A 19,207-nucleotide genomic window follows, 5' to 3' on the forward strand; every position below is an offset into this window, starting at 1 on the left:
CGGATCACCTCCGGGGCAGGCAGTTTAGGCCTTAAGGTTCGGGATGATCTGCTTTTTACGGCTCATGATGCCGGGCAGAACAACGCTGTCACCTTCGACTTTGGCGTCGAATGATTTCTCAGCAACCGTTTTCACAACGTCATTCGGGATGAACATTGTTGCTTCTTCGTTCAGGATGTCCACGACGAACAATAGAACCTCGTCTACGCCGTCTTCTTTGGCGACTTTCGGCATGGTTTCCATGATGGATGCCTTACGGTCCAAGATGATCTTGGGCGCTGTGGTTTCCAGAACCGACACACGGAATTTCTTGCCGTCTACGCCGTATTCTTTGCTGTCCATGCGCAGCAGTTCCGCGTCAGAGAACGCAGAAACGTCTGATTTTGCTTCGAACATTTCAGATGCGTATGCTTCAAGATCGATTTTCAGATCTTTGGCCAATGCTTCGGCAAGGTCCTTGTCCATGGATGTCGTTGTTGGTGAACGGAAGGCAAGCGTGTCGGACAGGATGCAAGACAGCATCAGACCTTTGATGCCTTCTGGCATGTCGGCCGCTTTGTCGCCCATCATCTCGTGCATGATTGTCGCAGTACATGCGAGCGGACGAATTGTGATGTTGATTGGGTTCTTCGTTTCCAGACCACCGGCCAGTTTGTGGTGGTCGATGATTGCCAGAACGTCAGCGTTGTTGATGTTCGCTGGCAGCTCTGCAGGGTTGTTGGTGTCAACGATAACGCAAGACTGGTCGTCTTCGACATCTGCAATAACGTCTGGCAGTTCAAAGCCCCAGCGTTTGGCAACAAAAGCGGCTTCGGTGTTTGGAGTGCCAAGCAGGGCGGCTTTGGCTTCGATGCCGGTGTGGTTCAGGAACCATTCCCAGATCAGTGGGGAACCGGTGCTGTCTGTGTCAGGTGCTTTGTGGCCGAAAACAAGAGTTGTCATTGCTGTCACTTTCTAAGGGAGAATTTGGCCGTCTTATAGAAGTGTCCAGCCACCCTGTCACCCCATCGCGTTGGTTTGACCGAATATCGGCGGTGTGGTAAATTGACTTACCGAAAAGGAGGAACCTAACAATGGACCAGAACGCTTAACCGCCTCGCCATTCTTGATGGGCACTACCGTCGCCCGACCCTTTTTGAGAGGAGCACCCTGACAATGGACATGCTGCAGTAACGCCGTTTTTGGCGTGTCGCTTGGCCGTAATGGCCCCATGATCATTTACCAAAAGGTGCAGATATGCCCCGTAAATCACCCAAACCCCGCAAGCCGGGCCAAAACCCGCTGTCCGCTCCGAAAAATCGCCGTGCCGTGCGCCCTGAACCGGGCGGCCCCCGGCAGGGGCGGCCCGTATCAAACCTACAGCGCCGTGCGCGTATTGATGCGCGAACACCGCGGTTTCCCGGTCGTTTAGGCGGCCGATAGATACCGTTCCCCATCGCTGTCATGGCGGTGGGGCTTGCCTGCGTGGCCAATTTCGTTTTGTTTGACCGCGTAGGAGACCATTTTGCGCGAAGCCGATCTATACCCCCCAATCAAAGCCCACCTGCAACGGCAGGGCTACGACGTTAAGGGAGAAGTCGGCGCAGCAGATGTTGTCGCGCGACGTGGCGATGATTTGGTGGTGGTCGAGCTAAAGCTTGGATTTTCGCTAGCCCTGTTCCATCAGGGGATCGAACGGCTGCTGGTCACCGATCACGTTTATGTCGCCGTGCCTGCTGGTGGGCGGGCAAAGGCGCTCAAGGCGAATGTGAAACTGGCCCGCCGCGTTGGGCTAGGCGTTATGACAGTCCGCGAGCGCGACGGATTTGTAGAGGTGCTTGCTGATCCGGCGCCTTACACACCCCGAAAATCCAAAAAAAAGCACACCCGTTTGGTCCGGGCCTTTGATCGGTTGAAGGGTGATCCAAATTCCGGCGGTGCGACACGCCATGGAATCGTCACTGGATACCGCCAAGACGCCGTACGCTGCGCACGCTTTCTGGCAATCCATGGCCCATCCAAGGGGGCAAAGGTCAAAGAATGGACCGAAGTCCCACAAGCCACCCGCATCATGGCGGATGACCACTATGGTTGGTTCGAACGTGTCGAACGCGGTGTCTATGGCCTAACCAAAGCTGGCCAAAAGGGGCTTGCTGATTTTGGTGACGATTAATCGTCGCGTGTGATGGTCCAGCCTTCGTTCTGCAACAGGCTAAGAATTCCGTTTTCACCGATCAAATGCGCTGCACCGGCTGCTATAACAATCTTATCATTTTCGGCTGCAGCCTGGGCAATCACGGGAATCCAATTTCGGTTGCGACCGTCCAGCATTGCCTCTTGGGTTTCGTCAAAAAGCTGGGTTGCGGTCTCGGCATCCATGTCGGGTAAATCATCCATCGCAATACGCGACATTTGCCACAGCGTTCCGATGTCTTCGGCAAAGTAGCGGTCAAGCATACCCACGAATATCTGTTGCTGCACATCGGGCATCATCAGGCTCATGCGCAGAACGTCTAACTGTTCCTCCAATGGCTCCGATTGGAAAATGGAAAACATCGTTTTGAAGTTCTCCAGCGACTGTATTGGAATATTGGCTTCGGTCGCGGCACCCATGATCATGTGATCCAGCCCAAGTTCACCTGCGATCATGTCTTCCATCGCGCAAGAGGGTATTGCCAGAACGATTGACGCATACCAAGGCTGCATTTTAGCGATCATAAAGCTTGGAATGTTTCGATCAGCGGCGGCAGTTGATAGCAACTCCCATGTTTCATCACCAAGAAGCTCTGGCAGTGTTGGTCCTTCGGTTAGGAACAACTGGCCGGGGTCCGTTGACATAAGCTGCTGTAGGGCTGCCTGATCTTCAGGGGATGCTTCTACAAGGATCAGGTCGGCATTTACCACATCGTCAGACAGCTTCGCATAAAGTGTATCTAGGCGGGGATCGTAGATGTGCATCGTGCCAACGATTTTCAGGTCGTGGCCATCTTTATGGGCATCCCAAATCAAACCTTGCGAAAAAGGAATTTCCTCAACGGCGGCATTCAGCCGCGCATGTTGTTCGACCGAGAGTTGATCCAGATAGTTATCGCCGACGCATAGGGCAGCAGCGGGGAAACCGAGAGCTGTTAAAATCACGGTCGCGGCAGAGCGAAAAAACATCGGCATTCCTTTGGGTTGTGACGTATACAACGTAGTCACTGACCGCCCCGGGTCAATTACCCTGGGCGGTTTTCTAATATCATGCGTTGGCCAATCCTGATTAACCAGCGACCAATAACGTGACGCAAGCTACGTTGCGGTGCTGGAACAATCTGCAGCCGTGGCTTTTCCGCGACTAACATCCCACTAGGCAGCCTGATCAACTGCGGATTTGTGTCAACCTCGGGGATGAAAGGCACAGGGGGCCAGCTGCTTGCTACAGGTGAAATCTGCAACCGTTGTGGTTGCGTGCGCCGCTTGGTCGTCCGCTCAGAATAATCGTTATGATTTTCAGGGCCGACCTTGTGGTCGACGACATAAAACGGGGGATGCATGTGCTATCCGATCTACAAATCTTTGAAGTATTAGGAGAAAAATGCGCTGAGCGAATGGCACAGCTGCGCTGCTTAGCTGGGTTACCAGCTGAGATGGATGAAATCCTTTCGTTCCATAAGCAGTCTCCTTGATTCGCAGTCGTCTACCGGTTGTGTAGCTCAAACGTAGGTCTTCGCCAAAGCGTTTTTTGACAATTACTAAAACTGTTCTTTTTAGGCAAAAATGAGCTGTAAGATGAGAACCGTTGTAACCAGCAGCCCAACAACGCCTTCTGGTCCAAACATACTGAATATTCTCATAATCGTTACCTGTTCTTTAATAATTAGGCTTCTGCCTAACAGTTGTTGCTCATATTCTATGTGCGTTAACGCACCGTTAAGAAAGTTCTTTGGATAATCCTTCAGGATCGAGAATTTCGATCCTTTGTCGCGATGATTTGACCACGCCCAGTCTAGATAATTTGCTGATTGATCGGCTAACCATTTCGCGGTTGGCGCCAATTGTTCCCGCGATTTCAGCGTGCGTCGGTGCATTTTCGATAACTGCACCTGCAGCCAATTTGCCGTGTTCTGCGGCTAAGCGGAACAAATAGGTGCCGACACGTTGTTCGACCGACAATGTGGTCATTTCCATATTACGTTCAGTTAAAATACGAATGCGTTCCACAAGCTGTCGAGTGATCCTGTCACGAACTGTAGGGACTTCATTAAACAGCTGCAAAAAGCACTCACGCTTTAAAATAAGCACCTTGGCCTCCGTTTTCGACACGGCAGCAAGTGACCGGCTTGTGCCATCTAGGGCTGCCAACTCTCCGAAATATGCGCCAACTGGAAAACGTGAAAACACGATTTCGCGGCCTTCGGTCGTCCAGTAAACAGCTAGCAGTGATCCATACAGCAGAAAGTATAAATCGTAAGAACTGTCATCTTGATCAAAAATCGTCTGCCAAGCGCTGAAAGTTTTTTCAGTTACGGATATCGGAATTCCGGACAAATCATCAGCGGTTATTCCAGAAAACAGCGGCAGATCAAAACTGAGCAGTTCTTCAACGGTCATATGTCTGCCAGTATCTCTTTCGCCGTGATGATTTCAGGCGGCGTTGCGTTTTCATGGAACATTTCGACAGCGTGGGCTAACTCGGTTTTTGTAATCAGCCCGGCTTTGAATTGATCAAGGCGTGTGCGGATAAGCCATAGGCGCGCGTTTTGTGATGTCGCGATGTCTGCGGATTTTGCAAAGGCGGCGGTGGCGGCTTCGGTTTGTCCGGCCATAATGCAGACCTGCGCATGAAGCCGCAGCACCTCGGCGAGCCAGCAATTCAGACCCGAAGCCTCATTTTCAATGACGGCTGACATGGATTCTTGCAATGCGGTGTCAATCTCACCCTGCCGGGCTAGCGCCATCGCATAATGTGACCTGAAATACGGTAAGCCGACCCGAGCGCCGCTCATTTCATGGATGTTTAGAACCTGACCAAACGCTACCAAGCCATCTTTGGTGCTGCTTTGAGATGGGTCCATAACGTTCAGCCAAGCCGCGCCTGTTACCTGCCAAAATGCAGCACCTTGTTCATGGGCAGCCTCTATTCCTTGCTTTACTCGCGCTACGGCCCTTGTGACATCCCCAGCGTAAAATAGCGGAACAGAACCCCAGATTAACGAATAAGGCAGCATGACTGGAATATTTAGCAAGTCTTGATGGGCGTCCGATTCGGCAACAAGATCGCGGATAGAATGGGTTTCGCCACAAATTGATCGGCCAACGCTGTCGAACATTTGCGTCGCTGCAAATGGATCGACACCGTATTGCGTGATCATCGCACCATGTTTGTCGATGTCGTATAAGTCGCGCAGCTTGGCAAACTCGACGAAAAGCTTTTCGAAGTTACCGCTGTAGCAATGCAAGCATGCTTCGACGTTTAGTGCTGCGAGTTGTACTTCTCCGTTGGTTTCGGACACCGGAACATGTGCTGCGGTTTCTAATAGCAGTTTGCAAAATTGATCTGCGCCGGTTCGATCCCCTGAAATAATCGCGTGAGAGAACATACCGCAAAACGCCGGCCCGTTCGCGGCGGAATAGCCTTGTTGCGTGGATGCTAGGTCCGACACTGCTTCAAAGGCTTCTTTTACCGCGAGAGTCATGTAACCGCCTAGCTGGACGCGGATCGACGCAAGCGCTGTGTAGCACGCAATTTTCAGGTCATGTACATCGACGTCGGTGGGCGCCTGAGAGCACAAAGAAATTGCAGCGAGGATATGTGTCTCGGCATCTTCGAACGCCCCTTGAAACAACGCCCACTGACTGACCGTAAGATAGTTTTGAATTGCAGGCACATGTTGCTGCGCAAGGCTGAGATGGTCAGTCAGGATCGCAGGGTTCCGTCTCACAGCGTCAGCATGGTTTTCTTGAAGATGTGATGCGATTTGGCTGTGAAAATCAACGCGCGTACGTCGCAACAACCCGTGGTAGGCGGCCTGATGCAACAGAGCATGCGAAAACGTCCAGCTGTCGTTTGATTGTTCTGTTAGCACACCGCGTGCGCAGGCCTTTGCTAAATGCGGTTGTAGAGGTTCGTAATCTTTGGCGATTGCACGCAGCATTTCGATGTTAAAATTGCGCCCAATGACAGACGCGCATTGCAGCACCGGCTTTGAGGTACCTGTCGCGTCGATTTGACTGGCAAGAAGATCCATCAACGATCCTGGAATGCCTTGGTCATTGTCTGACAGGGATCGCTGAAAGAGCTGCTCCAAAAACAGCGGAACCCCTGCTGCTTTTTCGATCAAGGCTTCGCGATTTTTCGCCTGTGTTTTGCCTGCTGCGAGCGCATCAAGCATGTTTGAGGCGTCGACGCGATCCAATGCATCTAACGGGATCAACGATATCGGTAAATTGTCTAGGTATTTGCCGATCTTTGTGTCTTCGCGGCTTGTCATCAGAATTTGGTAGTGGCCCGCTTCGGGGCTTTGTAAAATGTTGACGAGAACGCCAAAGCTCGCGTTATCTAGCCAGTGCAAGTCTTCAAAGACCAATATGCCGTCGGGTTGGATGGCTTGGATTGCCTGCCAAATAGCATCTTCAATAAGTGCTTTCAGCGCGACATTAGATTTTTCCGCCAGCAATCGCTGCCCATCTGTAAGCCCGAGTACCAGTGCTAAGGCGCGCTGCGCGTCAGTAGATAGCCCAAAGGGTTCAAAACACCGTTGAATATCAGAGAATTCAGGCAGGGAGGTGCGCGTGTGTATTGCGATCCAGTCTTTGAAAGGCTGATAACTGGCGCGCGTATGTACCCCGTTTGCGTTAAATGTAGCAATTCGCGATGCGGATTGGGCGACATAGCGGCAAAGTGCAGTTTTCCCGATACCCGCTGGGCCGATGACAAGGCTCGGTTGGTTGCTGTTCTCGATGCGGCTAAGTTCATTTGTGCGGCCGACAAAAAATGGCTGCAGTTGATTGTCAGGTCGCGCGATGGTCGCTGTGGGTTGGTAAAGCGTTTGGATTTCGGCAAATCCCTTAAGCTTTTGGCCTGGAATGGCTTTTGCGACAATGGTTCCCCGAAGAAGGTCCTTTGTGCTTTGGGCAATCATGACACCGCTAGGGGCTGCACGTTCCTGGATACGTTGGGCGAGCGTGGTGACCATACCGGTTGCGCGCGGTAGGTTGCTGGCGTTTCGTCGCCGTACAGCAACTTCGCCAGTTGCTACGCCTGCGCGTAGCTGGATGTCTCCGCCGTTCTTATATACGGCATCAATATTTGCAACTGCGGCAAGCGCAGCATTTACCGCTTTTGATGCAGTAAGTTCGTCTGCATGTTCAAGGCCGAAAAGCGCGACAACACCGTCACCCAGATATTCCGTTACCTCGCCATCGTGTTCTTCAACAATGGATCGCGCTTGCGCATAAAATTCTTCAAGCCACTGTTCGAGATCTTCAGCGTCAGCAGTACTTGCGATGTCGCTAAAGCCGACGACGTCGATAAACACCGCAGTGACTTGTTTTCGTTCGCCCCTGCCAACCGAAGCAGGGGATCGTTCCGAGTGGTTCATACCGCGCTCCCGTGCCCCCGGAGGTCACTATAGGCGGTTTCTTGCCGCTTCCAAGCGCGCAATGCGCCCACTGTCGAATGGGTTTGACAAAGTCCAACTTGTCCAAATGCGGAATGCGCCGGGCAAAGCCGATTGTGGGCTGTTCTCTCCTGCATTTATCTGAAGAGGTTGCGAAATCATCTTGCCTGCCGGAAGGTTAGCCAGTTCTGCATTTTGAACGTCAATTTGGGCATGTACACCAGCGACTTGGGCGGATGTTAAACCGAAATCTAGATTTGAAAATTGCCATTTTCCCCATTTATTTAGGGTTACTACGACCTGATTGGCACGACGGGCCACGTCGCCAAGAGCGCCATAGTCAGTTAACGGACGTTGCATGTCGCGTTGGGCATATTTTGCCGACCAAATCGGCGACCCTTGCTCGGTTGCAACCGTGTAATGATCGTTGCCCATGCTTAGTTTACCAAGTTTTTTATTGTAACCGTAAAACCACACTCCGGCGAGCCGCGGTAGATTGCTATTCAGGTAAAGGTTGGGAAGATAGGCAAAGACACCGTCGTGACCTTCAACTTGAACGTCGTTGATTGCGATGATCGCCTCGTTGTAATTTCGAAAGCCAAGTAGGCGAGGCAGGATTGTCGGGCGCACACCAATTTGTTGATTGGCAAGGATGGAAACAGGGTGTGTTCCTTCGGGGGTGGTGGCTTGCGGATGCAATGTCATGCCCTTGGGCAACACATTTTTAAGTGTGGTTGCGTCGACGGCATGGAAGCTAAAGAAACCATCCAATTCACCGACCCCGAAAAACGGTGTTAACGGCCAATTCGCGCTTTGGGCGTATGGGCTGGCAAGTCGGGCTGCGTCACCGGGGCCGTTATCGATGATAAGATCACCTTCACCGACAATTTCGATATCCGCGCCGGTCAAACCACGTGCGGCACCTAGGCCCGAAATTGTCGCGGCCTCGACACAGCCAGCGTTGATACCGCAACGTGTCCAATCGCCGGCGGCGTATAGGTTTTCAAACCCGGTGCCATCTGGGGGTAGGCGGTATTGCACGCTGCCGGGGACCGATAACACATATCGTTCAGACCCATAAAAATTTTGACGAAAATACTGTGACTTGAATTTCTCTGGACCGGTTTTGGCTTTTCCAGAATGAAGTAGGTCTAGATCAAATTTACCGTTCTTTTCTGCCTTCGGCCACATTTGAAGCAGGGAATTGTTGGCCCACTCCAGTACGCGATCTTCGAATGGGATCGGGTCAACGCCCGCGTCTTTTGCCGGGCTACAGAAATACGCGATCGACGCAGGGCCGGGGTTGCTCCAGTCCTCGCGGCCAATCAGGTCTGACATGTCGGCCCAAGTATCAAGTGGTTCGATAAAACTGGTGATGACGGTTTTCAAATCTGAGGGAATGTCACCGATATTGTGTTTGGCGACAACATCGTTCCAGCCCATTTCAGCAGCGGTTTTGTCGACCCAAAACTGTGCGGCCTGCGTCGCGACGGTTTGCACCTTATCCAACATCAATTTCCAACGGTTGCTGGCCGCGACAAGTTCGGACGCCATATAGGGGAGCGAACCTAATGACGCGCCAAGAATGATTTCGTCGAAATCTTTGCCGCGTTTCAGGCTGTAAGCTGTACCCGTTGGTGGCTCTTTTTCGCATTCGAAATCGATACCAGATGCTTCCAATTCAGCACCATTCTTAAGCTGCCCCCATAGCGGTTTCGATGGCCAACAAGGCAAGCCCTTAACCGGAACAAACGGGTCATAGTCGCCGCTGTTGACCACAGCCTGTTCGACCATATCTATTCTGTCGACGAATGTTTTGCTGTCGTCCAACGCCAGATGGGTCGCCGCATTGAAGAATTTGAATTTTACGCCGCGATGCTTGAGTATCTGATAATAAGGGCCAAATATCGTGTCCCCCATCCCAGCCATCATTTTGTAAAACAACGATCCTTTATAGCTGAACGCGAGCCGTAGCAAACCTCGGATTGCGGTGCCTGCGCCAACGCTTCGATGGTCTGTCATACCTCCAGGGTAGCCGAACACGTAATCATAGCAGCCACGAAAAACAGCTGAATAGACCGCTTGATCGCTTGCGCCATAGTCAAGCAACCATTGGCTAATTTCGTGATCGTCGATCGCATTGAAGCCATGCAAAAATAGACCGTTGTCGATTGTGCCACGAAAAAATGCGAGCGATAGATCAATGATGTATTTAAAGCGGCGGGCCTCGTCGGACAAAACGCCGTTGATGTCTTTGTCACTTGCTAGCCAGTTTTGCGCATGGCGTGCCATATCGGCAAGTACCATCAAATCGCTTTGCGTATGCTGGTTAGCGTCCTTGGGCATTGCATGCGCATAGTCGCGCATCTGATGAAGCGGTGAACGTTGCTGTGTGGCAAGGCCTTTACGCTTTAGCGCGGGCTTGAAGCGGTCGGGCGTAACGTATGATTTACCTTTTTCAATTTCCTCGAGAATCTTTTCAATAAAATTAACAACCGATTCCAGTAATTCCTGAAAGTAAGAAAAGGGTGTGGGAAGCACCCCACCGGTTCCCGGTGTTTGCCCGTTAGGTGCGAACTCAATGAGCCATGGATGGATTGTTTTCTTGCCATCTGTTTCAATTTCTTCGGCCAGTAAAAAACGATTAAGACCAGTAAAGGCCTTTTCGATTGTTCCCAATGGGGCGTTAGGGCTGCGTAGTCCGGTACTGTTTAGCTGGTCATAACAATCGCGCATCAGTCTAAAGCCGTTTTCGTAGAAGCCAGCCCAGATATGTAATCCGTGTTCTTCAATACGTGCCGCGTGATCCATATTGCGGCCGCTTGCACCTTTGCCGCCAAGACGCCACCCAAGTTGATAAAGCGTGATGTCGTATTCGTCTTGCCAATTGGGTAGCTGTGTAATCGCGTATGCCGATGTAATTGCCCCTACGCCGCCGCCGATTACCGCAATCTTCTTTTTTCCTGTCATTTAATGCCTCCGGATTTATTTAATTTAATTGGGGCAATGGTTAAGCTTAATACCTATAAGTTTCCTGATTCTATTTTTAGTATTAATGTATGTGAATTGTATTTGGTCGAAAAAAAAGGCTGCCAAGCAATTTGGCAGCCTTTTTGTATTCGTTATGTCACGGAAACTATTCGTAGCTATGCCACGGTGCCGCGACGCTGATGGATAAAACGGGCGCAGCATCCTGTTGGGCTTTCATTCGAAAGTTACCGTGATGTGTTTTCCCGGTCGCAGCAGTCGGTAAATGCTCAAGTAACGCTTTATAACTGGGTAGTTTATTGCCGCCGCAAGCGCGCACGCGCTTTTCAATGGTGGTGTCGTCTTTGAATAGTTCTTTAGAGCTAAATGACAGAGATAAGATTGGTAATGTACCAACACTGCCCATTGTGTAGCTAAAGCCTAAAGTAGCTGTTGGAAACGCGATCTGTGGCGGGCCATTTGTCATGCCATCAATCGACATCGATAACACATCTGGTGACACCTGCGCAGGCATGCAAAGCGCGGGGAGAATTGTCCGTTGGACGTTGTCTGCCTCACAGTGAATCGTGACTTGCTGTGTAAGCGTATCATAGGCCAGCATCGTTGCGCGTGCTGATGGGCCGTAGTCCTGTAAAATTGGGGAAAACGGGGTTTCGGACATAAGCGGTGATAGATCCGACGCTGACGCAGGGATTTCCGCGAAGAGGGTTATGCCCAATTTGTTTCCGTCATGACGCAGACCTAGACGTGCACCATATTCCAGATTTGATAGCCCTTGAGCCGCGCTAATAACTTCGCGAAGCTGGATGCTGGGTCCGGTTCCGCCTAAATCCACGATTGTTTTACACGCTTTGGCAAGCCGGGTTACTGGGTTGATGGCGGGGTTATCTACTTCTGTCGTGAGGGCAAGCGCCCTGTCGTCAGTCGAAAATTCGACGGCGACTGGTGCGCCCGTATCCGTTAACGTGCTGGGGTGCCAATGCGCCCATCCGCTGGGTTCCATTACGCCGATATCGTGTAACACACGTTCAAGTGCGTCGCCCGCTTGCCCATGGCGGCGTAGATACCAGCACCAATCAAGGTCACTACGTGCAGGAATTGCGGGAGCTAAGTTGAACATTGTACGTGCCTTCTGAGCTGTAGTTCATACGAGAGAGTCCCGTATTTTTGCTAAGCGTAGTCCCGATAGGGGCAGGTTATTGTGCGTTTGGACACAGAATGATCTTTTTTTACCAAATAGAAAGAAATTCTTACCCAGTATTAATTTCGTCTTGGGAATTTTCCTGTGATTGCAATGATATAGTTGATGCAAAGTGTGGGCTGCATATTGTCGTCTGTTGCGTCGATGCTACAGGTGTTTGGGGGCGTAGATAGTATTTTTGAATTGGAAATTAGCGATTTATGCTCTGAAATCTGCCCCAAGTTGCGCTCTGATCCCATTTTGTCGCCGGCCCTGCGTGAGGTGAGGGCTGGGCCAGTCCCGGCGTGCATAGGGACGCGGCCTCGAAGGTCAGGTAATCCGAACTGTGTGTGCCCATCACCACCATAGATCGTACCAAGGATGGCAAAAAGTGCCTCGTTTGACTTAATATCTAACAGTTGCCCGTCACAAAACGCCCAGCCGCGCGGCGCGAAATTTCCGCTAAAAAGGATCACTTGTCCTAGTAAAGGTTCCATAGGAATGCGGGACTCCAATTTATGGTCGCAAACTAAGCGAAGACGTTATGTAATATGGTGTGCTGTTAGCTGGGAAAAGTCTGTGATATTTCGCACATAGGTGTTTGAGCAGAACGAAGCGGAATGGTCGCGGTACGGTTTGTTGGGCACCATGAATGGGCTGGTGTATGGCTAAGACTCTTGCTGTTAATGTTTTTGTGTTCTGTCACGCATTTACTGATGGGTTGTTTTGGTGTGACGCAAGGTAATGCTCTGATTGCAAGATTCGACGGTTGCGGAATTAGTATACACGTATAGGGTGTATTTATATTGCGCCTTATCGTATTGCGTGACGGTGAATGTTGTAAAATTGCAGCATATTGTTTGTTGGGATTCTACTCATCCGTGACACAGTTTTATCTAGTGCTCTGTATTTGAAGTAAAATTTCTCAAAATTGTGGGTATTTGTCTGCGTTCGATCGATAGATTTGGGAGTTTATGTCTATTAACCCATTGTTTTTGAGAGTTTGTTTGCGCAATCATCGAGGTGTTAAGATTGTATTAATACATGCGTAGAGGCGAGCAGGGCTTTGTGCAAAGGGACGTAAAATGGCAGACGATCGAAAAACGGGACAATATTTTGCTTTGCTAGAAGAGCATTCGACTGATGAAACTATTGCCCAGCTTGGCCGTAATGATGACGTGACCTCTCATGAACGCTTCCCAGATGTGGAAGACATTTTGGACCGGTTGGCCGTGAACGTAAGAGCCGCAGAAAAGAAGTAAGGCTCGCGCCTCAAGCTCAGTATTGTTAGTCTGCCGCAAACAACTACCCTGAGGCTCCGACATGCGGCGTTTAACTTATTTCGTCATCTTTCTTGCCGCGCTTTATAGCATTTATTGGCTCGTCGGCTCCCGCGCTGTGGAACGCGGTGCCATATCGGCCATCAGCCAAGCCCAAGACGACGGTTGGGATATCTCTTATACAGATTTAAACACAATTGGTTTTCCATCGCGATTTGATACGACGGTTACGGAATTGTCGGTGTCACCTGTCGGTGATCCATGGCGTTGGGATGCGCCGTTCTTTCAGGTTTTTGCACTTAGCTATCAGCCCAATCGCGTGATTGCAGCATTTCCGGATGAACAACAGTTTGCTGTTGCGGGGCAGGTCATCACGCTCAATGCTGATGGTTTGCGGGCAAGCGCTGGGGTCGCTGCGAATGCCGATCTAAGTTTTGATGACGCGACGATCGAGGTCGGGCAGCTCACCGCAAAATCAGACATGAGTTGGCAGATGAGTTGGGACCGTGCGCTGGGCGCATTTCGTACGCAGCCATCTGCCGAAAATCGCTATGATGCGTATTTCGAAGCCGATGAGATCATATTACCTCGGGCGATTGTTGAACAAATTGATCCTTCGGGTAGATTGGGGCCTGCATTGACACATGTGGTTCAGGATAGCGCAATTACCTTTGATCAGCCTCTTGACCGTCATGCGTTTGATGGTCTTGGGCCGGCACCAGTTGCGACCAATTTTACACTTCGGAATTTTACCATTCGCTGGGGTGCGGTTACCGTTCAAGCGCAGGGTGGTTTTGATATCGACAGGCAAGGAATTCCAGATGGGCGCATCACTTTTCGATCAGAACAGTGGCGTGAGATGATCGAAATGATGGTTGCCGCTGGCTTGATCGATCCCGGTATTGAAACGACAGTTATGAATGTCGCTTCGACGATGGCTTTGGGTAGTGGTGGGCTCGAGCTGCCATTGGTGTTTAGGGGCGGTTCGATGTCGATCGGCCCGCTTCCGATTGGTCCTGCGCCTCGTTTTCGTTAGAACTACCCTTTTCCGAATAACCCTGTCAGCGCCCTGCGCAGCAGCGCCGTGACTGATGGCCGTTGGGCGGCATGGAAGGGAAGCGGTCTGCAGACTTCGATAGCTGCGACGCCAACGCGTGCGGTTAGGGCGCCGTTTATGACGCCTTCACCAAACCGGCGCGATACTTTGGACAGAACACCCCCGCCTGCGACTGATCCAATCAGATCATCGCCCACAGCAACCGCGCCCGTGGCGACAAGATGGGTCAAGACAGAGCGTGTCAGTCGCCAGCTTCCCAATGTGCCTGCCCGGCCACCGTAAATCTCGGCGATGCGGCGGATCATGCGTAGGTTCGAGGTAAGAGCCGTGAATAAGTCTGCCAAGGCAAGCGGAACGATAGCTGTGACTGTCGCAACCTGACGAGCTGCTGCTTCGACCTCGCGTTGGGCGCGCGCGTCGAGCGGGGCAAGCAAACTGTTTTCGGCCAACCCGATTAAGCCATCCGCATCAAGCACATCGTTGCTGCGTGATTTAAGCTCTGACCGTCCCCATGATGTGTCATCGCGGTGGGCATAAAGTTTATCAAGCGCGGAAATGACAGAACGCGCCGACTTTAGGTCGCCACTGTTAAGCGCATCTGTTGCCTGTCGTTGGATCGTGTCCAGCCGTTTTAACCGCCCAAATGCGGCAAGCTCTCGCAATGCAACAATCGCTAGAACGAGGATCAAAAGGCCAATCAATGCAGTGGCGATTCCACCCAAGATAGGCGACCGCGCTAGCAGCCCATTCACATAATCCCAAGCGGCGAGCGATACGATAAAGCCCACAAGCGAAACAGCGATTGACCAGAACCAACGCGCAAGTCGCGATGGCTTGCGGGCAGCTATCGCCGCGACCTGCTGCATCGCTGCCCCTTGTGGGGTCGTCACAAGATCAGGGACTGGCGGCGCTGTGTCCGGCTTGGCTGTTTCGGTTTCATCAAGGTCGATCAGGACGGGGCCGTTTGTCATAGCCTGTCTCCCAACAAGAATTGAACGGCCTTATCGAGCCGAATATGTGGTGGCCCATCGCGGGGGCGTAGGGTCAGTGGGGCAGGGGCGAACCGCATCACGCTGTAATCGGCATCGAGCCACTTTTCCGCGCCCGAGCGTGCGGGCGATAGCAGATGCGCTGGGTCGTCAGGCAGCTTTCCGGGATAGAACGCCGCTTGTTTCCCGGTATCAAGCAAACGCCCCCTTACTACGTCCAACTGCTTGCCATCGTGATCGACGGTGTCTTCGACCGTGGTACGTAAGGATGCGATCGACATTGCCGTGGTTTTTGCACCCGCGAAATCCGCTCGGTCACGGGCCTCGCGCAGCAAGGCCTCAGTAATCGCGGTAAGTTGCGGGTGTTGGCTGTGGTGGAGGTGGTCGGCCTTGGTCGCCGCGAACAGGATTTTCTCGACGCGGCGTCCTTGGAATATCCGCGTCAGGAACGCGTTTCGACCGGGGCGGAATGCGCTTAGGATGCCAGCCATCGTACCGCGCAGATCGTCAAGCGCAGCAGGGCCAGCGTGGATCGCACCCAGAACGTCAACCAGCACAATTTGGCGATCAATCTTAGCAAAGTGATCCCGAAAGAATGGGCGCACGATGTTGCGCTTATAGCTTTCAAAACGACGCTCAAATTCACGACCCAGCGATTTTCTTGAAAAGCCACTGCCCGGGAGCGGGGCGAATGTTAATACGGGTGATCCGGCCAATTCACCCGGCAGCATAAACCGCCCCGGGGTGCAGTCTGAAAATCCCGCCGCGCGGCTTTCGTTGAGATGGGTCGTAAAGACCTCGGCAAGTTGTAGGGCTGTTGGTTCATCAAGCGAAGCATTCGCATCGGACACTTTGCAAAGCTGTAAGTAGGCGTCGCCTCCCGGTCGGTCTGCGGCGCGAGCAAGGGCAGCGGCAGACCATTCTTCATAGGATTGATCTAGCAATGCCAAATCAAGCAACCATTCCCCCGGATAATCGACAATATCAATATGCACAGTCCGTGGACCGGATAAGCCGGACAACAGCCCGCTAGGTTGAACGCGCAGCGATAGCCGCAATTCACTAATCCGATTGGTGCTTTCGGGCCATTTGGGTTCAGGCGCCGTCAGGCACCCTAGATGGGTTTCATAGGCAAACCTTGGGATCGTATCGTCGGGTTGCGGTTGAAGGTAGGCCGTTTGAATACTGCCGTTCGCAGCGGCAGCCAGTTGCGGCATACGCCCGCGATCCATCAAGTTTGCGACCAACGAGGTGATAAACACAGTTTTGCCCGCGCGTGAAAGTCCAGTCACACCAAGCCGGATCACCGGATCAGCGAACGGAGATGTCAGCGTATCAGTCACTTCGGCCGCGGCACGTGTAATCTGATTTGCGATAGTTGCGATAACCAATTGCGGCCCTTTCGATGCTTGCGATCAAGATAGGGCCGTGTCGGGCGGATGTGTAGGGATTGATTTTATGTACTCTCCCCCCTAATCGGGGTGAATGCCACGTTTTGCCCTTCTTATCGAATATCACGGTGCGCCCTTTTCGGGGTGGCAGCGCCAGAATGACCAACCTTCTGTACAAGGCGCGATAGAGGCGGCTTTGGCTAAGATTGAACCGGGTGAACACACCATCGGTGCTGCAGGCCGTACCGATGCTGGCGTCCATGCCACGGGACAAGTCGCACATTGTGATATGAGCCGCGATTGGGACCCGTTTCGACTGTCAGAGGCGCTCAATTTTCATCTAAAACCGCATCCGATTGCGGTAGTGAAATGCGCGCGTGTTGATGACGAATGGCATGCGCGCTTTGGGGCATTGGAGCGTCGGTATCTGTTCCGCCTTGTTGCGCGGCGCGCGCCGCTAACATCCGAGGCTGGCCAGTTGTGGCGCGTGAACTGTCAGTTAGATACTGCGGCGATGCAGGCCGGTGCGGACCGATTAATTGGCTTGCATGATTTTACGACATTTAGATCGTCAATTTGCCAATCGAAAAGCCCAGTCAAAACGCTGGATGAATTAACGATCAAAGAAATCCAGCGCCCTAATGGCATCGAATATCAATTCTATGTCCGTGCCCGATCTTTCCTTCATAACCAAGTACGCAGCTTTGTCGGCACGTTGGAACGGGTCGGCGCGGGTGCATGGACCCCTGATGATGTTACGTCCGCGCTTGAAGCAGCAGATCGGTCTAGGTGTGGGCCGGTTTGCCCTCCACAAGGGCTTTACCTTGCGGGTGTGCAATATCCTGCTGATCCGTTCGCCTGAAAACTGCTTGCGCGTATGTGAATGGTCAATCAATGGATGCTTGTTTAGTATCTAAGGGAACCAATCCGTAGTGAACCAGTTAGCCAGTGTAGGGGGCAGCAATTGACCGATTTGAAGTGGCTCGTTTTTGGTTTCATCTGTGCGGCAAGCGCCGCACAAGCGCAGGATGTACGTCTGAACAGTACGCAAGCACGCGGCGCATTAGATGACGCATCTTTGTTGCGCGCGCTGGATAATACCGCCGTCCCGCAGGACTATATTGCAGCAGCGCGGGCGGACTATCGTCGGCTTCTAACGGCGCTATATGCGCAAGGCTATTACGCGGGCCAAATCTCGATCACTGTAGATGGCACGGAAGCATCGCGCATCGCGCCGCTTTCAGCGCCTTCAAGCATTTCTAAAGTTGTTATCAATGTAACGCCGGGGCCACGGTTCACATTTGGCGAAGTTTCGATAACCCCCTTGCCAAGAGGTACTGAACTTCCTCAGGATTTGGGGCCACGCCAACCTGCGCGATCAGGGCAGATATCGTCAGCTGTGTCTGGTGGCGTAAATAGCTGGCGCGATCAGGGGTACGCGGTGGCGCGTGTGGCGTCGCAACGTATTACGGCACGCCATTTAGATGAAAAACTTGATGTTGCTGTTGCACTTGATCCCGGACCTTTGGTGCGGTTCGGTGATTTAACCGTGACAGGGAACGAAACGGTAAGCACGGCCCGCGTGCGCCAAATTGCGGGTTTACCAACGGGCGACGTGTATTCACCATCTGATATTGACGCTGTTGAGCGGCGATTGCGTCGTACGGGTACGTTCGACAGCGTGGCAGTGACCCAAGCCGATGACCTAAGCGACGGTGCAGTCCTGCCAATGACCGTTCAGTTGGATGAATCTAAGCGCCGCCGCTTTGGGTTCGGGCTTGAGATGTCGACGGTCGAGGGGCTGACAGTCTCATCTTTCTGGCTGCATCGTAACCTGCTGGGCGGCGCCGAAAGATTACGTGTTGATGTCGAAGTTGCAGGTATAGACGGCGAGACTGGCGGAACCGACTATAGCTTGCGCGGGAACTTTACACGGCCCGCAACATTCGGCCCGGATACAGAGTTTTTTCTTACCTCTGAGCTATCTCGCGAAGATGAACCCGATTACCTGATCGATAAATTTGCCGTCGAGACAGGTTTTTCACGGATTTTAAGTGACGATTTGACTGTTCGGGTTGGGGTTGGCTTGCTCACCGCACGCGAAGAAAGCGACCTTGGCACGCGGGAATACACGCTTTTAACCCTGCCGTTGGACGCAACATATGATCGTCGTGACAGCGAAACGAACGCGAAATCAGGGTATTACCTTGACCTGTCTTCGACGCCATTCATCAGCCTAGGCGCTGACGTAAAGGGGCTGCGTTTGTTTGGTGACGCGCGTGGGTATTACAGTTTTGGCGAAGAGCAAAAACTGACTTTCGCCGGGCGCTTGCAGTTTGGGAGCATCGTTGGCGCTGATATTGATCAGGCGCCTGCAGATTATCTGTTTTATTCCGGCGGTGGTGGGACGGTGCGCGGACAACCGTATAAATCGCTTGGGATCGATAGCGTCGTGGGCGGCACGGCGGTCACCACTGGTGGTACATCATTTGCTGGTGCGCAGTTAGAAGCGCGTTATCTTGTCCGCGAAAAAATATCATTGGTTGGGTTTTATGATGTTGGGCAAATTGGTGATACTGATCTGCCGCTAGAAGACGGTGACTGGCATGCCGGCGCGGGTATCGGATTACGCTATGAAACCGGGATAGGTCCGATCAGGTTGGATATCGGGACCCAAGCGAGCGGCGATGACGCCGGCGAAGACGTGCAAGTTTATATTGGGATTGGACAAGCGTTTTGAGA

Annotated in this window: 15 protein-coding genes; 6 read left to right on the forward strand and 9 right to left on the reverse strand. The window is 52.3% G+C overall.

Features of this window, described 5'->3' with window-relative positions; all coding sequences use genetic code 11:
- Positions 1-24: 24 nt before the first annotated feature.
- Positions 25-942, reverse strand: coding sequence for a manganese-dependent inorganic pyrophosphatase (locus CLV80_RS14115; RefSeq protein WP_106358576.1), 918 nt, complete (start codon positions 940-942; stop codon positions 25-27).
- 294 nt (positions 943-1,236) lie between these two features.
- On the opposite strand from CLV80_RS14115, the gene CLV80_RS18315 reads away from it, so the two are divergent.
- Positions 1,237-1,422, forward strand: a complete 186-nt coding sequence (locus tag CLV80_RS18315; protein WP_133169783.1) for a hypothetical protein — start codon at positions 1,237-1,239, stop codon at positions 1,420-1,422.
- Between the two features lie 79 nt (positions 1,423-1,501).
- Entirely contained in the window at positions 1,502-2,152 is a 651-nt protein-coding gene (locus CLV80_RS14120) for a DUF2161 domain-containing phosphodiesterase (protein WP_106358577.1), read from the forward strand.
- Here the strand turns inward: CLV80_RS14120 and CLV80_RS14125 are convergent.
- From CLV80_RS14125 to CLV80_RS14155, 6 genes are all read right to left on the reverse strand, one after another.
- Complete coding sequence (locus CLV80_RS14125; protein WP_106358578.1) at positions 2,149-3,141, reverse strand: TraB/GumN family protein; 993 nt, start codon at positions 3,139-3,141, stop codon at positions 2,149-2,151. The genes CLV80_RS14120 and CLV80_RS14125 overlap by 4 nt on opposite strands.
- 750 nt (positions 3,142-3,891) lie before the next feature.
- A complete protein-coding gene (locus tag CLV80_RS14135; protein WP_106358580.1) occupies positions 3,892-4,572 on the reverse strand; it encodes a Crp/Fnr family transcriptional regulator in 681 nt (226 codons plus the stop codon).
- Complete coding sequence (locus CLV80_RS14140; RefSeq protein WP_106358581.1) at positions 4,569-7,562, reverse strand: ATP-binding protein; 2,994 nt, start codon at positions 7,560-7,562, stop codon at positions 4,569-4,571. Before CLV80_RS14140 ends, CLV80_RS14135 begins: the two co-directional genes overlap by 4 nt.
- 27 nt (positions 7,563-7,589) lie before the next feature.
- On the reverse strand, positions 7,590-10,550 hold the full coding sequence (locus CLV80_RS14145; protein ID WP_106358582.1) for an acetoacetate decarboxylase family protein: 2,961 nt from the start codon (positions 10,548-10,550) through the stop codon (positions 7,590-7,592).
- Between the two features lie 166 nt (positions 10,551-10,716).
- The gene (locus tag CLV80_RS14150; RefSeq protein ID WP_106358583.1) at positions 10,717-11,688 is read right to left on the reverse strand and encodes a hypothetical protein; all 972 of its coding nucleotides are present in this window, start codon (positions 11,686-11,688) and stop codon (positions 10,717-10,719) included.
- A 140-nt stretch (positions 11,689-11,828) separates the two neighbouring features.
- Complete coding sequence (locus tag CLV80_RS14155) at positions 11,829-12,245, reverse strand: phage tail protein (protein ID WP_106358584.1); 417 nt, start codon at positions 12,243-12,245, stop codon at positions 11,829-11,831.
- A 588-nt stretch (positions 12,246-12,833) separates the two neighbouring features.
- Here CLV80_RS14155 and CLV80_RS18495 point away from each other — a divergent pair.
- Together CLV80_RS18495 and CLV80_RS14160 are read left to right on the forward strand one after the other, a co-directional pair.
- Positions 12,834-13,010 carry a hypothetical protein gene (locus CLV80_RS18495; protein WP_165793390.1) on the forward strand — a complete coding sequence of 59 codons (177 nt, stop codon included), beginning with the start codon at positions 12,834-12,836 and terminating at the stop codon, positions 13,008-13,010.
- A gap of 61 nt (positions 13,011-13,071) precedes the next feature.
- Positions 13,072-14,064, forward strand: a complete 993-nt coding sequence (locus tag CLV80_RS14160) for a DUF2125 domain-containing protein (protein ID WP_106358585.1) — start codon at positions 13,072-13,074, stop codon at positions 14,062-14,064.
- Between the two features lie 2 nt (positions 14,065-14,066).
- On the opposite strand, the gene CLV80_RS14165 is transcribed toward CLV80_RS14160, so the two are convergent.
- Both CLV80_RS14165 and CLV80_RS14170 read right to left on the reverse strand, forming a co-directional pair.
- Complete coding sequence (locus tag CLV80_RS14165) at positions 14,067-15,056, reverse strand: YcjF family protein (RefSeq protein ID WP_106358586.1); 990 nt, start codon at positions 15,054-15,056, stop codon at positions 14,067-14,069.
- Entirely contained in the window at positions 15,053-16,465 is a 1,413-nt protein-coding gene (locus tag CLV80_RS14170) for a YcjX family GTP-binding protein (protein ID WP_106358587.1), read from the reverse strand. Before CLV80_RS14170 ends, CLV80_RS14165 begins: the two co-directional genes overlap by 4 nt.
- Positions 16,466-16,559: 94 nt before the next feature.
- Between CLV80_RS14170 and truA the strand changes: the two genes are divergently transcribed.
- Together truA and CLV80_RS14180 are read left to right on the forward strand one after the other, a co-directional pair.
- A complete protein-coding gene (truA, locus tag CLV80_RS14175) occupies positions 16,560-17,327 on the forward strand; it encodes a tRNA pseudouridine(38-40) synthase TruA (RefSeq protein ID WP_106358588.1) in 768 nt (255 codons plus the stop codon).
- Between the two features lie 102 nt (positions 17,328-17,429).
- Entirely contained in the window at positions 17,430-19,205 is a 1,776-nt protein-coding gene (locus CLV80_RS14180) for an autotransporter assembly complex protein TamA (RefSeq protein ID WP_106358589.1), read from the forward strand.
- Positions 19,206-19,207: the final 2 nt, after the last annotated feature.

It is taken from the genome of Yoonia maritima (assembly GCF_003003285.1).
Lineage (GTDB): Bacteria > Pseudomonadota > Alphaproteobacteria > Rhodobacterales > Rhodobacteraceae > Yoonia > Yoonia maritima.

What these genes read in the sequence shown, in the direction of transcription:
- CLV80_RS14115 (WP_106358576.1), bottom strand. Translation starts at nt 942, where the DNA reads ATGACAACTCTTGTTTTCGGCCACAAAGCACCTGACACAGACAGCACC.
- CLV80_RS18315 (WP_133169783.1), top strand. Translation starts at nt 1,237, where the DNA reads ATGCCCCGTAAATCACCCAAACCCCGCAAGCCGGGCCAAAACCCGCTG.
- CLV80_RS14125 (WP_106358578.1), bottom strand. Translation starts at nt 3,141, where the DNA reads ATGTTTTTTCGCTCTGCCGCGACCGTGATTTTAACAGCTCTCGGTTTC.
- CLV80_RS14135 (WP_106358580.1), bottom strand. Translation starts at nt 4,572, where the DNA reads ATGACCGTTGAAGAACTGCTCAGTTTTGATCTGCCGCTGTTTTCTGGA.
- CLV80_RS14140 (WP_106358581.1), bottom strand. Translation starts at nt 7,562, where the DNA reads ATGAACCACTCGGAACGATCCCCTGCTTCGGTTGGCAGGGGCGAACGA.
- CLV80_RS14145 (WP_106358582.1), bottom strand. Translation starts at nt 10,550, where the DNA reads ATGACAGGAAAAAAGAAGATTGCGGTAATCGGCGGCGGCGTAGGGGCA.
- CLV80_RS14150 (WP_106358583.1), bottom strand. Translation starts at nt 11,688, where the DNA reads ATGTTCAACTTAGCTCCCGCAATTCCTGCACGTAGTGACCTTGATTGG.
- CLV80_RS14155 (WP_106358584.1), bottom strand. Translation starts at nt 12,245, where the DNA reads ATGGAACCTTTACTAGGACAAGTGATCCTTTTTAGCGGAAATTTCGCG.
- CLV80_RS18495 (WP_165793390.1), top strand. Translation starts at nt 12,834, where the DNA reads ATGGCAGACGATCGAAAAACGGGACAATATTTTGCTTTGCTAGAAGAG.
- CLV80_RS14160 (WP_106358585.1), top strand. Translation starts at nt 13,072, where the DNA reads ATGCGGCGTTTAACTTATTTCGTCATCTTTCTTGCCGCGCTTTATAGC.
- CLV80_RS14165 (WP_106358586.1), bottom strand. Translation starts at nt 15,056, where the DNA reads ATGACAAACGGCCCCGTCCTGATCGACCTTGATGAAACCGAAACAGCC.
- truA (WP_106358588.1), top strand. Translation starts at nt 16,560, where the DNA reads ATGCCACGTTTTGCCCTTCTTATCGAATATCACGGTGCGCCCTTTTCG.